This is a genomic window from Pseudomonas cichorii (genome assembly GCF_015471405.1).
Classification (GTDB): domain Bacteria; phylum Pseudomonadota; class Gammaproteobacteria; order Pseudomonadales; family Pseudomonadaceae; genus Aquipseudomonas; species Aquipseudomonas serbiensis.
The window spans coordinates 133,120-146,344 of record NZ_BLVZ01000017.1 but is presented as its reverse complement, the minus strand read 5'-3'; the positions used below and the strand labels follow the sequence as shown (position 1 = coordinate 146,344).

Here is a 13,225-nt window from a genome sequence, read left to right as displayed (position 1 = left end):
GGCCTCTTTCCTTTCTCGTTCTGCATATCGACCAGCGGCACGACAATGAAGTACGCAGTTTTTCCATTGGGTGGCGACGGGATCGTGACAGCGCCATTAGCGCCGCCAGTATCCACGCTCCCCATCGTCTGACTGAGCTTCATTGTCATGTCGACAAGCACAGTATTATCGGCAGCCCTTATCGTTATACCTGTCATGTCACAAACTCAGATCAATGCCGAGAACACCATTGGCGTGGTAAACCTTGAATCCAGAATTTCCCAGCGTAGAACGACGTCCGTCCGCCATCGATCCATTCAACTGCCATGGGCCGGTTTTCGGTAGCAGCCAGCCCGACGTATTCGCGACGTAGTCATTCGACTGCAAGTTACCGACTTTCAAGCTTGTGATTGAGCCGTCTTCAATAAATGCGGACTTGATAAATGTCTGTCCGCCACTTATCCCGAATAGCGACTCGGGAGTCTGTGAATTTGTATTCATCACAAGAAAAGTGTCGGCCCTCACGACAAAGCTTGATGTCGTCCCGCCCGGGCCAGACGCCAACCCCAGGCCAAACCCGGCAGCGTATGGCTGGCCGTTCGACGTTGCTTCCATGCGTACAGTCCAGAGCGTCGATATTTTTCCGTCGGTCGTCACCTGCGCTTGTGTCACCTGCTGGACCGCTGCTGCATTGCCTGACACGCTTGCCCGCAGCGTTTCAGTTGCAGTTGCAAGGGCTTGATCCTGCGTTGCCCGGACAACGATCTCGTTTGCATATGCAGCTTGGGTGTCCCACAGCTTCAGCGCGCCCTGCAGGTCGCCTTCGGCGTTGTCGTCGCGCAACGCGGCTCGCAGCACTTGAACGCTTGATGCTTCAGCAGCCAGCTCATCAATGTCAGCAGTGTTCTGCTGAACTTGTTGGGCCACGCCATTTGCTGCTTCGACAACAGATCCGACGTCGAGCCAGTAATTGATGTTCGGCGGAGGCGTATTGACTGGTACCGCCTGGGTGGCCTGATAGATCCGCCCATTGGCAAGCGTCATCTCGCCAGCGAAATATGATTGATCGGGTATGTAAGCCGACAATCCATCCAGCGCTTCTATCTGCGCCTGCAGGTCGTCGATCCTTTCCGAGATCTGCTGACCCACTTCGCTTTCAACGTACTTGCCGGTGAGCAGCTCAAGGATCGGTGCCGGGTCTGAGCTGGAGCGACCGACAACCCCATTGCCCGCCGGGTACCACGGCCCGATATTCCCCGTCCGGTCCACAAGCCGTGCCCAGAAGAAGAACTCAGCGCCAGCCTGCGGGACCCGCATCAGATATTCGGATTGAGGGTAAGCCAAGTCGCTGAGCTTTTCTGCACTCTCCATGTCTGTCGTCGGCCCGCACCAGATTTCGGTCCGCTGCGTGTCCTCCGCGCCAGCGGGGAAGCCCCACTTCAAGCTGATGCCAAATAGCTCGCTGCTGGCCGTCAAGAACGCAACGGCAGGCGGCGCCCCCTCCTTGCCCTTCAACTCAGTGAGAGCCGAACTCTTCCAGATCGATGAAATATCGAATGCGCTTACGGCACGGACTCGGGCAATGTAAGCCCCCGCATAAATGCCCGTCACGTCGACAGAGGTCGAGCCAGCACGCGGCAGGCGAATCCAGTTGCCGCTGTCCTTACGCCATTCAACATCGTATGCGACAGCACCGGCCACAGCCGGCCACTCGATTGTCATCGTGCTGACTGCAAGCCCCTGTGAGAACGAGTAGCCCGAGGTCAGCGCAACACTGGCCGGTGCCTGTACCACGGTGATCGGGATAACGCTGATCGGACGAGTTTCGAGCTTTGCCCCTGTGTCGATACTTGGGAACTTGCTCGGATTGAACTCGAGCGCAGTGATCTCGTACTGGCCGTCATCCGTTCGCACCGTCTTCAGGACGCGGAACAACTGGATGGCCAGGTCTTCGTAATCAATCGCCCATTGCAACTGAGGCTCGGGCTGCACGCCGTAGTCGGTTGTGACTGTAACTGCGCGGCCTGCCACGGATTGAACTGTGCGGCCCTGGGCTGTGCCGTTTGGCAGGTTCACGATCAGGCGATCACCGGCCTTGATCGGCGTGTCGCGATCCAGGGTCACAACCCGCCCGACTGCTGCAGAGATACGGCCACCGTTGGGCCGACCAGCAACCAGCTCGTCAGCAACAGGAATGACGTAGCCAGGCAGCGGGATGCGACCCTCAATGCCTGTCTTGAAGGTTACGGTTCGGTCCTGGTTGTTACTCAGGAGCGCCCACTTGCCCCGACGCTGGGCTTCGGAAGCGCGGGTGCAGCCGATTGCCGACAGCTCAATCGGTCGATCACGGAACCGGCGCTGAAGAGCTGCATCGGTGATCGGAATGACATCGGTGTCGTAGTTGTTCGCCGGATTGTCGTAGCTGACCAGCGCCCGACTGTAATGCGTGTTGCGCTCTGCACCACCGTAGACGAAATCACCATCGATCACGTTCGACCGAGTGAACACATAGTCGATATCCTGCTCACGGGGCATGTCGGCTTGCATGAACAGAGAGCCGTGAGCCCAGTACACCATGCCACGATAAATGGCCGACAGGTCGCGCAGCAACGTCCAAGCTTCGGCCCGCCCCTGCAGATTCATGTCGCAAAGGAAACGAGGCTCCAGGCCACCCTGCCCGTCCGGCACAACCTGGTCACAATACTGGGCAATCCGGTACATCTCCCACTTGTCGACCATCCACGGCTTGATACGCTTGCCAAGGCCGAAGCGATCCTCGACACATAGGCCATGAGTGACCAGGGCAGGATTGTTCGTCCAGGCCTGCTTGAAGGTGCCGTCCCACACGCCGTTGTAGGTTCTGGATTCCGGATCGTAGTTGCTCGGTACCGGCCAGCGCTTGGCCCTGCAATCGACAGTCACTGTCGGTATGTTCTGAAACTGCTGCGCATCGAATTCGATGTAGAGCAGCGCCGTGTTCGGGTACCGCAGCTTCTGATCGATGATCTCCGTGTAACCGGCGATATTCATCGTGTCAGCCACAGTGCCCGAGTTCGCGTTCTGTGTGATCCGGCGAACACGCATCATCCAGCCAGATTCCGATGCAGGTAGATCTACGCGCACGGACCGCTGGTAACCATTCATGCTCTTGCCAGTCACTGCACCACGGTGCGCCTCGACGTAAGCGCCGCCATCGGTTGCGATTTCGATCGCGTACTCGATTGTGTAGCCATTCGTGTTGCCGCTGCTGTCCTGCTGGAAAATGCGCGGCCAGTCGAAGCGGGGGCGAACGGCAGAGAGCTGGATATTGCTCAGGGACCGGGTGAACGGCGCATCACTGCGCAGCTCAACACCGACGGTTGTTTCGCTCTCAATTGCCGGAATGCCTTGGATGTAGGACTGATCGATACCACCTGGCCGCCACTCCCACTTCACGCCGGGAAAGTTGAGGTTGCCGCTGGCATCCATGATCGGCGTGTTGTCGAGGTAGATATCGCGCGCGGTTGGAACGCCGTCGAACTCCCCCTCCCCCACGGCAAGCAGGATCTTGGCGATGTTCGTCGACGACAGGCTGTCCGGGGCCTCAACGGGGGCCTTGGGGTTGCTTTCGCCGCCCTTGGCACCGTCGATCTCGATACGCTCTGCTGCGCCCATGCTTTCCTCCAGGCAATAAAAAACCGCCCGGAGGCGGTTTCGCTTAAAGAAATAACTATCCGCTGATAGTGATTTTTATACTTTCCCGGCTGATTCCATAAGTTTCTGACAGCAGGTCAAGTGCTGATGACAAACTAAGCTTATGAGGTATCTTTTCAGGAGGCCGATTGATGATCGCACCGTCTTTCTCGAACAATTCCTTGAGCGCCTGGGCGTTATGCTCATTCAGCCGAGTAATATCGTTATTAACGGTATCAATGTATGATGCTTTTAGAAGCTCTGAAAAACAAAATACTGCTTTGCCAGGATGATCCAGATCAATCGTTATTTTGTTTATCTTAGCCAGAACCCGATTTGAGCTACCAACCCTGAAGAGAATATAACGAAAGCCCAAAGGGTCATCTTCCTTATACTCTGACCCATTATAATTAAATTGATAGCTTTCTTTTACAGTATCCAGAAGGGTTTCAGATACTGTTTCCACTACGCCGATAGTACCCATCGAGATCGCTCCATGCACTATTTCCTCGGAAAACTATCACATTTTGTCCTCTGCGTAGATAGAAGCCGAGATGATCGCACCTCCCCAGCGGCGCTTACCGATGCAGATCGGAACTGGGTTACCGGCAGCGGTTGTGTTTTGGGCACTGCCGAAGGCATATGACGGCAAGTTCTCAGGTGCTGCGCTTTGGGAAAGGCCGCCCGCCTGCGGGCTGAGCATTTGGATGACGCCGCCGATGGCCAGCGACGCGCCAAGCGAATGCCCCCAGCCCTGCATACCAGGAACGAAAGATGATGCAACGAAAATAACAGCTCCGATAATTGTTTGAAGAATCCCAGCGCGCTTGCTTCCAGAAATCACTGGAACTATCCGCACCTCTTTCGTGCCACTTCGGCCAAACTCTCCTTGATCAACATTCTTTCCATTTCTGAAGATCGCAAACCGCATGCCTGCACGATCCAGGCGCTTGATCTCCTCAGAAAAACCTGGGAGCGTTGCCTTCAATGCGGAAAAAACCTCGCTCACTGTCCCACTGTCCAAGTTACGTCGATGCACCCGACCGAATATTTTGGCCAGCGGACCAGATAACTTGATTACTGTCATGGGCGAGTAGCTGATGGCTGTAGACATATTTTCTCCATACATAAAAAAACCGCCCGAAGGCGGCTATTAGAAACTTTTTTGATCACAGGCAAGACTTCACCGCGTCCTCGATTGCTGATCTTCCAACCCCCGGCATCCAAGCAACTCGCTGGTAAAAGGTGACCGAACTACCTGTTGGGGTCTGTTTCACTTCGAGCAACTCGTCGGTTAGTTTCATAGCGCCAACAACCAAACGATAGCCATCTACGGTTTCCGAAAGAACCGCTTCAGAGCGAGCATCTTGCCACTTGGGGAATACGCAGAGCGCGTAAGCTTTGGGAGGCTTTTTTGTGTTCGCCGTTATGGATGGTGTATTTCCCTTCAAATCACTGGGAGACACACACCCTGCCAACAACGCAACAGCAAGCGCGCCAATAAAAAACCTCATATTGCCCCCCTAAAACCTCGAAGCATACAATTTAATTGATGCCTGTTACTCACCAAAACCAATCTGTTTCAAAACGGTTTTATAAATAGATTCGCTTCGACAAAGAATAACAACAGAATCACCACTTTTAGCAGCATCAAAGACTTCTTTAACTCCCTTCTCTACAGCTTTGTTCTTTTCGATCAGGGTCATATGAACCTGAGCATCCCCCTCTACTTTCTTGGTATCTAGATCATTAGCACTCTTGGCTACAGACACCCGAAGGGTTTTATCCATATAGCGTGTTTCAAGTATCTCGAAGCCGACTCCATGCTGCATTGATGCCCTTACGCTTGAAACTGTCATCCCTCAAAGCTCCGCTGAAAAAAACAGACTCTAGCTTATACCTGTCCACCCATCCAGCGTGGATGGAATGCCAGCAACCAGCCTGGGAGGTTGTGCATCTTTGTGCCTGAGGATCAGGCGTGCTCGAACATGCCAGGGTCCGCCGTAGACGATGATCTCTGACGGCCGGCCATAAAGGTGGTGCAGCAGGAATGGGCCGGGGCCGAATGCGCCCGACTCTTCGCCGGGCAGTTTCGGATCGGCCCCGAGATATATGCCTGCGTGATTGGGATGAGCTGTGCGCCCAACAGACATCACGATCATGTCGCCACGCTGGGGCTGGCTTACCTGGTAGAAGCCTGCACCCTCGTAGGCCTGCTCGTACAGGCTTTCCCCGTCCGCCTTTTCCCACCACCCGTCCTGCCGAGCGTATGCAGGGAACTCCAGCCCCCACTCGCGCTGATACCAGTCTGCGCAGACTTGCCAGCAATCCCACGCCCCATGAACGAATGGCCGCTTGAGCAGCGGTGTACTGCCGGTTGGCACGATGGTTCGCAAGTCGCCTTCCGGCCACGACAGGATGTGCCATGGCAATTCGGTTGCCTCACACATGGCCAGGTCACGCGCCGAGGGTCTGCTCGTAGCATCCGGGTGCGAATGCACAATACCGATGACCTCGCCAAGATCTTCCGCATCAGCATACTGCTCAGGCGAGATACGAAACTCTTCGCCGGGATCAGCAGCAGTGTTCTCGCAGGCGATGTACTGTTGCTTTCGGCCTACGGCCACGATCAGCCCGCAACACTCACGCGGGTACTCAGCCGCAGCGTGCGCTTGCACGGCGGCGAGGATGTGTTTCAGCATGATTAGCTCCGGGCAATCAGGGATATTGCAGGAAAACCACCGAAGGGGTTTTCGTTACCCTGGCCGTGGCGCACAACGCAGCCAGAATCGAGACAGCCATTGCACTCGTCTTTTTCCGGGTCATCCGTGGGGTTTCCATCGAAATCGAAGTATGGCCCGGTATAACCGCAGTTCGGCCCCCGGTAGCCATTGGTCATGGCCCAGTGGCAGAGCTGAGTCATCTGCCGACCAATGACTTCTCCGCCGACATCGCCGGGGCTGGCCAGCTCCCACGTTACCGTGACGCCATTCTCCTGAGTTTTCTGATCGATATACCAAACCTCGATCTCTTCCTCTGTCGGATCGGCCTCGGGGTTTCCGCTCGGGAAGTTTGCGGCATCAAGGTACTGAGCGAGGGTGTGACGCATCGTCAGCTTGAACTCGAGCAAATTATCGAATGCCAGACACAGGGCTGTGATCCGTCCGTTGACGTTACCCACGGCCAGTTTCGGACGAACCGCAGTACCATCCGAATTGGCCTCAATGCCCTTGATTTCAAGAGGCCAGGCGCTGTACTCGTTGCCCTGCCACCAAATCGACTTTGCGGGTAACTGATCGGCATTCGCGCCAGCCGCAGCCAGTTCTTCGGGAGTGTGCGGTATGGCGTGCCCATGGAAGCGCAGCACATCCGCACCGAAGTCCGAGCCATCCAATTCAAACAGCAGGATCTCGGCTCCCGGCTCAAGCTTCTGAAGCTGTGTGATCAGACTCATGGGTGGTACGCCCTTTCAAATGTTGCAGTGAGCGAAACGATATCGGCAGGCTTGCGCTGCTGCCGGTACGTCTCACAGCGATAAAGCCCGAGAACGCCGTCCGGCGTGGTCCACAGGAATGACCTGGCACCGCGATGGGCTCGAATGAATTCAAGGATCGGCAAGATCTCACTCGCCAGGCCACCAAACGACAACGACCATGACTCACTCTCCGCATTCAAACCATCGCTCGTAACCTGGACATACCCATCGCCGAACTGGGACTTCCGTGTCCGCATCGTGCTGTCGCAACTGGCCTCGTCGTCGGGAATCCACGCGAATGTTTCTAAGGCCATCAGCGCCTCCCGGTACTGTTTCGATAACTTGTGCCACCGGCACGCCACGAATCGGCAATAGCCTTTTCTGCAACGCCGAGCATTTGCCGCTGCATGTTCTGCTGCAGGGCCGCGCTGTCGAGTTCCATCCCTTCGGAACTGCGGTCCTGAACGGTGATATGCATGGGCGCGCTGAGCTGTACAACCGTGCTGCCACCTGGGGTTCCGCCTACCACCTGCACACCCAGAGAACCATCCGCGCCACGAGCAAGCGGCATGATTGCCTCCGGCCCAGCCTCGCCCGCAATCCCCATATCTCCGGTGCCAAAGCTGAATGGCGTTGGCATGGTCAATATGCTGTTGGTCTCAAAGGCTCCACCATTGGCGAACATCTGCACGCCATTCGACCAGGCACCGCCCAGCGCCTGAGGAAAGTATGTGGATGAGTAGCCTGCCGACGACGCGCCGAGGTTCGACGATGTAGCGCCCGCCGATCCTGACGCCAGCCCGTTCCCGGAACCGGAGCTGAAGTAGCTCATGCCGGCATTGAACAGCATCTCCAGCAGCGCCGAGGATGCCTTGCGAGCAGCAATGCGCCCCATGTCAGCAATGATCGACTTTGTGAAATCGGCGAACGAGAACTTGCCTGTTTCTGCGAAGCTCACGACAGAGTCTTCCATCGAGCTGAAAGCGCCGGTGAAAAAGGTTTTTGTCTGGCCGGCGACGTCCTTTGCCGAATCGAGATAATCCTGGAACGCAGACTTTGCGCCGTTCTTCCAGTCGGCTTGCGCCTCATCAAGCTTTTCGTACCCTTGCTGCATGGCATCAAGCTGACGGACGCCGTATTGCTGGGTCAGCTGGATTTGCGTCTCCAGCGCCTGGCGCTGCCTTTCCGTTGTGGCTGTCGCCAACTGGGTGCGCAGGGCCAGGATCTTGTTGTTGGTATCCTGCTCCAGCGCCAGGCGCGCTTGCGCACGATCCGCCTGCTTGTCTCCCATACCCACCGCTGCAGCCATCTGATCATAAGAGGCGCTTGAAACCGCCAGTTGCCGCTGCAGATCGGCCTCGTACTTCATGGCTTCTGCCAGCCCCGAGGAGGACGCGACCGTCTGCTCGTACTGCAACTTCAACCACTGGAGTCCCTTGCCGTACTCTTCAGTGGAAATCTTGCCGGACTTGTAGAGCAGGTTCAGCTCATCGGTCTTTTGCTTCTGCTCATCCGCTGCCGCGCTGACAGGATCGAATTTCTCCTTGAGCTTGGTGTAAGCATCACCTGCGGTCTTGAGCTGCTGCTCAAGCTTGCTCTGAGCCGATTTGTTTTTCTGGGCGGCATCAGTCGCAGCCTTGTCGGCATCCTTCTGCGCGTCATACGCCTTGGCCGTTTCCCGAATCTGCTTCGCCAAGGCGCTCTGCGGATCGATCTTGTTTTCAGTGATGAAGCGATCAGCTTCCTCGAGCTTTGTCTTGTCCTTCAGCGTGTGCAGTTGCTTTTCGAGGGTCTGCTGAAAGTTCTTGCCAGCGTTATCCGCTGCTATATCAGCATCGGTCTTACCCTTGGTGCTTTTGGTGCTGTCATCCAGTTGCTTGCTGTACAGCGCCTGCCGGGCAGATAGCAGCCCTGTCTCGACATCAAGGCTGCTGACGGTTTCGGATTGCTTGACCCATCCATCGAGCGTTTTTTGCGGGATTCCGAGCTGCTGGCCCACCTTCAGGATCGTGTCAGACAGAGGCTGGCCAGCAGCCCGAGCCTGATCCATAGCGCTCGTCAGAGCTGCAAACTGCTTTGCTCCCGCCTCGCTTGATCGGGGTCCAACGAGAGCCCGCTGCGCCGATGTGCGCAACGCATCGTAGGCTTCAGTCGCCTTTTGCGCCGAATCGCGCTGCTGCTCGGTAACGCGCACCAGCGCGCCCTGCTGCTGGTCACGGGTGAGCTGGGCGAACTCTTTGCGCACTTCCTCCACGGAGCGCTTTAGGTCGTTCACGTCCGTGCGTGCAGTTTGGGCGTTTGAGCCCATAGCCAGGAAAGCCACACCCACGCCGACCGCCAGCGCCGCGATGCCTGCCGGACCGCCAAGGATCGAGAGCAGCGACGCACCCGCACGGGCAAGCACGTTCTTGGCGGCAGCGGCCTGGGCCTGCGCCGCTGCGTTTGCCGTTGTGGCGGCAGTATCGCGAGCCATGGCCGCCGTGGACGCCGTAGTTGCAACAGTCAGCCGCTGAGTGGCGGCGGCAGCGGCAGCCTTGGCAACAGCCAAATCACGCTCAATGGCGGCCAGCGCAGCGGTGTAGCGAGCCTCTTCGGCAGTACCAACCGCCAGCCGGGCCTGATATGCCAGGGTCTGCTGAGCGGCCTGCAGGCTTGCCACGCGGGTCGCAGTCTCCAGTTGCACGGCCTGGGCGGCAGAGTAAGCGGCGACAGACTCGCGCAGCTTTGCCGATGCCGCTGCAGCCGATGCCGCCGTTTCCTCGGCCTTTGCAATTGCTGACGCTTTCGTTGTCGCGATGTTGGTGACCATCGCCTTGGTCGCCGCGCCCGCCGACGTAACCGCATCAATCGCGAACTTGGCGAAAGCGGCAGCCATCTTTCCGCCCAGCGCCGCGACAAGCACATCGATGTTCTCGACGAGAAAGCCGATGGTTTCGCCAAGGCGCTGTGCGCCGCCGTTATCACGCAACTCCTGAAAGCTCTTGGTGACACTTTCGATTCCAGGCAGGAGGCCGATCGTCAGTTGGTTTGCAGCACCAGCGAACGTGTCCTTCATCGCCGAAATAGCTTTCCCGGCTTCAACGAGACGCACGATATTGAATTCGGAAATGACTCCGCCCGCACGCTCTGCCTGGTCGCCCAGCTCCTTGAAGCCTTTGCCGTTATCACGCAGCAGGGGTATCAGGGCAGTGGCCTCATCAGCAACCGACTCCATGTAAGTCGTCATTTGCTGTTGGTTGAGCCCGGCCTTTTCAAGCGAGCTGTAGTAGAGCTGCAGGGCCTGCGGGCCTGACAAGTTCGCAAATGCGCTCGCAGTGACGCCGATCCGGGGGGCGATCTCCTTAAAGAAATCGGCCATCTCCCCGCCTCCACGCTGCAGGAATTCACCGACCCGGTCGTTTGTATCTTTCAGGATGTCGCCGAGCTTGTCCTGCTCGACACCGACACTCTTGGCTCCGTACGCCCAGCGCTGAAAGTCTTCAACCGTGGTGTTCGATAGCGCCGAAAGGTTCTTCACCTCTTTTGCGTAATCGATGGTGCTTGTTGTCAGCGCGACCAGGCCTGCTACAGAGCCGACCGCCGCAAGGTTGGCAGCGCCGATTGCAGAGAATACAGACGTGACTTCATGCCCAGCTTCCCGGGCATTGACGTTGAGGCGGTCGAACGCACTATCCACAACCCCAAGACTGCGGTCGATGTTCTGGGCCGTATTCGCCACCGCACTTTCCGAACGAGCCAGCTCCTGACGAAGCTGCGCTGTCGTGGCCTCGATCCTGACAAGCATGCCCTGTACGTCTGTATCAGCCACGGCGGGCCCTCCAACTGATTATTTTTCACCGCGCCCAGTCAGCGCCATGCGCAGCTTCTGCGCGACTGTCGCAGGCTTGGGTTTGGCCTGGGTTTGTACGGGCTGGCTGAAAGGATTGGTAATGCGCGCCCACTCGATTTTTGCGTCCATGGCTAGGAACAGTTCGGGGAGCGGGGTATGCCACGCGACATCGGGTGACCAGCCAAGCCAGCCGGTGGCCACCGCATAAAGCCGGTCAACGTAGCTCCCCGCCTCTACGGCGCTGACTCCGTCGCCATTTCCTTTCCCGGTTCACCCCCGCGTGGGTTGTACAGGGCGGCCAGGTATTCGTTGAGCAATGGAGTAAGCTCCGTCACCCCCTTCTGCCAGACCGCCTCTGGCAAACCATCGGTCTGCTTTTCGGTCAGGTTGGCACCCGCCGCGATGATGAATGCCGCGCCATCGACGCTTACCGCATGCAACGCACTGGCAGCGCCGCGCAACCCACCGAAGCGGGCCTCGATAGCACGAACAGCCGCCAGGGTTGGGCGCAGGTGATAGATGACACCATCAATTTCAATATCGATATTTCCATGCAGCGTCTTGCTCATGTGTCACCCAGTCAGGCCGCAGGGCCAGCTTCGATTTCGAGAATGTCGGAGTTGATGCCGATGGTGATGTTGCGGCGCACGACGTTGTCAGCAGCGCCTGGCGCAACCGTGTTGTTCATGATTTTGCCGTTGAAGTAGAAGGTGGTAGGCAGCACTGCCGGCTGGGCCGTGGGGTCGCCATCGTTGAGGGTAACCTTGATGTTGTAGTTACCCTTGGAGCGGTCTTTGTGCGCCGTCTTGACGGCCTTTTGACCGGCGTCGCCATTGTCCAGGCCGACAGTCAGCGTCATGTCGCCCGCATCAGCAGTGCCCTTGTATTTGCGCACCCGGCCATTACTGAGCGAAGTGAATGTCACAGAGCTGAATGTATCGCCGAACTCGCCCAGGTCTTCGATCTCGCCGACCTGTATATAGGTGTCTGCCGCGTATTCGGCTTCGGTCGCAGCGGCCATCTTTGTGCCGAGCGAGAATCGGCAGCCGGCTGCGGTATTCAGGTTGTCATCAGCCATGGGTAATCCTCCAAAGGCATTGGATAAAGCTGCCAGGCGGCAGAAGTTAGTGAGTGGTAATGACGCGAACGGTGACAGAGCCTTGGTAGGTAACCCCGTCAGCATCGCGCTGGGCATCGTACTGCTCGATCCGCACTGAAACTGCGCGCCCCACCGTCAGCGGCAAGGGGCGCTCATCCAGAGCGGCAACAATCTCTCCGATGACTCGCTTGACCTCGGCCTGGCCATGGGCGTCAGACCAGACCGACAAGTAGATCAGGCGCTGCTCGCGCTTCCTGCCAGCAATCGGCGAAATGTTGGTTGAGATTTCCCGGTCAATCGAGACATATGGCATGTCCGCATTCATCGGCGCGCCATCGTAAACAGGGCATGAAACCTCGGCCCCGAGCCGTTCAAATAACGCCTCTTGCAACGCAACGGAGGGGTCAGGCATCTGTTGCTCCTGCGCTGGCTTTATCCAGGGTTCTGGCAACAGCGGCGCGAATGTTGGCCAAGACAAATTCCCGATTTACATCTTTCGCCGGGCGCAGCCATGGGTGAGCAGGACGAGCAGGAATATCAGGGTACTTGCCGAAAAAGTTTGTGCCGTCCGACTTGTTCTTCGTGTCGCGGGCCCGCAACGAATTGCGACGACCTGACAGCTTCGACTTGTCCCGGTTGTTTGTGTGCTGACCACCGACAGCATCCCGGTCATCGCGGCGATAAATCGATCCGCTGTAGCCCTTTGTGCCGTACTCAAGAAAGCGCAGGTAGAAGAAGCGCTTCGTGTCACGCTTGCCACGAATACCGATCTCGGCATTAAGGCCGCTCTTCGTCACAAAGATCTTCAAGGCGTTTCGTGCAGCGCCCGTATCCTTGGGAATCAGTTGTTGCATGGTGGACAATATCCGCTCGGCGCTTTCCTTCATCACCACCGCAAGCTCGTTATCCATCGTCTTGTGGATGTTGCGCAGGGTTCGACGCAACTTGAAGTCACCGGACATACGAGATCGACGAGCAGCCATGATCTACTCCTTGGCCAGATCGGCTTTTCCAGGCTTCGAGGGGGCAGCCACAGCCTCGACCACTTCCTCGGCATAGCCGCGACGGACCAGGCCTTCGCCGTAGTCCTTGGCGACGGTGAAGACTTCACCCTTCTCGCGATCACCGGACGCGCCGGACAATGGGCCAAGTGCACGAATTTTCATGATTC

16 protein-coding genes are annotated in these 13,225 nt (G+C 57.4%); all 16 read right to left on the bottom strand.

Annotated elements, in window-relative coordinates; all coding sequences use genetic code 11:
* On the bottom strand, positions 1-197 hold a 197-nt coding region (locus JL015_RS27830), incomplete at its 3' end, for a hypothetical protein (RefSeq protein ID WP_236250267.1).
* 1 nt (position 198) lies between these two features.
* A complete protein-coding gene (locus JL015_RS23815; protein WP_201020184.1) occupies positions 199-3,633 on the bottom strand; it encodes a host specificity protein J in 3,435 nt (1,144 codons plus the stop codon).
* A gap of 55 nt (positions 3,634-3,688) precedes the next feature.
* Positions 3,689-4,135 carry a hypothetical protein gene (locus tag JL015_RS23810; protein ID WP_201020183.1) on the bottom strand — a complete coding sequence of 149 codons (447 nt, stop codon included), beginning with the start codon at positions 4,133-4,135 and terminating at the stop codon, positions 3,689-3,691.
* A 36-nt stretch (positions 4,136-4,171) separates the two neighbouring features.
* On the bottom strand, positions 4,172-4,765 hold the full coding sequence (locus JL015_RS23805) for a tail assembly protein (protein WP_201020182.1): 594 nt from the start codon (positions 4,763-4,765) through the stop codon (positions 4,172-4,174).
* 55 nt (positions 4,766-4,820) lie between these two features.
* On the bottom strand, positions 4,821-5,165 hold the full coding sequence (locus tag JL015_RS23800; RefSeq protein WP_201020181.1) for a hypothetical protein: 345 nt from the start codon (positions 5,163-5,165) through the stop codon (positions 4,821-4,823).
* A gap of 45 nt (positions 5,166-5,210) precedes the next feature.
* Positions 5,211-5,510, bottom strand: coding sequence for a hypothetical protein (locus JL015_RS23795; protein WP_201020180.1), 300 nt, complete (start codon positions 5,508-5,510; stop codon positions 5,211-5,213).
* A gap of 30 nt (positions 5,511-5,540) precedes the next feature.
* Positions 5,541-6,353, bottom strand: a complete 813-nt coding sequence (locus JL015_RS23790) for a C40 family peptidase (protein WP_201020179.1) — start codon at positions 6,351-6,353, stop codon at positions 5,541-5,543.
* A 2-nt stretch (positions 6,354-6,355) separates the two neighbouring features.
* Positions 6,356-7,105 carry a phage minor tail protein L gene (locus JL015_RS23785; RefSeq protein WP_201020178.1) on the bottom strand — a complete coding sequence of 250 codons (750 nt, stop codon included), beginning with the start codon at positions 7,103-7,105 and terminating at the stop codon, positions 6,356-6,358.
* The gene (locus JL015_RS23780) at positions 7,102-7,440 is read right to left on the bottom strand and encodes a phage tail protein (RefSeq protein ID WP_025261073.1); all 339 of its coding nucleotides are present in this window, start codon (positions 7,438-7,440) and stop codon (positions 7,102-7,104) included. Before JL015_RS23780 ends, JL015_RS23785 begins: the two co-directional genes overlap by 4 nt.
* Positions 7,440-10,934 (bottom strand): phage tail tape measure protein, encoded by a 3,495-nt coding sequence (locus tag JL015_RS23775; protein WP_201020177.1) that lies wholly within the window; start codon positions 10,932-10,934, stop codon positions 7,440-7,442. Before JL015_RS23775 ends, JL015_RS23780 begins: the two co-directional genes overlap by 1 nt.
* Positions 10,935-10,952: 18 nt before the next feature.
* A complete protein-coding gene (locus tag JL015_RS23770; RefSeq protein WP_025261075.1) occupies positions 10,953-11,156 on the bottom strand; it encodes a hypothetical protein in 204 nt (67 codons plus the stop codon).
* Between the two features lie 32 nt (positions 11,157-11,188).
* Positions 11,189-11,524 (bottom strand): hypothetical protein, encoded by a 336-nt coding sequence (locus JL015_RS23765; protein ID WP_025261076.1) that lies wholly within the window; start codon positions 11,522-11,524, stop codon positions 11,189-11,191.
* An 11-nt stretch (positions 11,525-11,535) separates the two neighbouring features.
* Positions 11,536-12,033 (bottom strand): hypothetical protein, encoded by a 498-nt coding sequence (locus JL015_RS23760; RefSeq protein WP_201020176.1) that lies wholly within the window; start codon positions 12,031-12,033, stop codon positions 11,536-11,538.
* 46 nt (positions 12,034-12,079) lie between these two features.
* Positions 12,080-12,466: a DUF3168 domain-containing protein gene (locus tag JL015_RS23755; protein WP_201020175.1), complete on the bottom strand. Its 387-nt coding sequence runs from the start codon at positions 12,464-12,466 to the stop codon at positions 12,080-12,082.
* Positions 12,459-13,037: an HK97-gp10 family putative phage morphogenesis protein gene (locus JL015_RS23750; protein WP_025261079.1), complete on the bottom strand. Its 579-nt coding sequence runs from the start codon at positions 13,035-13,037 to the stop codon at positions 12,459-12,461. The genes JL015_RS23755 and JL015_RS23750 overlap by 8 nt, the downstream gene beginning before the upstream one ends.
* Positions 13,038-13,040: 3 nt before the next feature.
* Positions 13,041-13,220: a hypothetical protein gene (locus JL015_RS23745; protein ID WP_201020174.1), complete on the bottom strand. Its 180-nt coding sequence runs from the start codon at positions 13,218-13,220 to the stop codon at positions 13,041-13,043.
* Between the last annotated feature and the right edge of the window lie 5 nt (positions 13,221-13,225).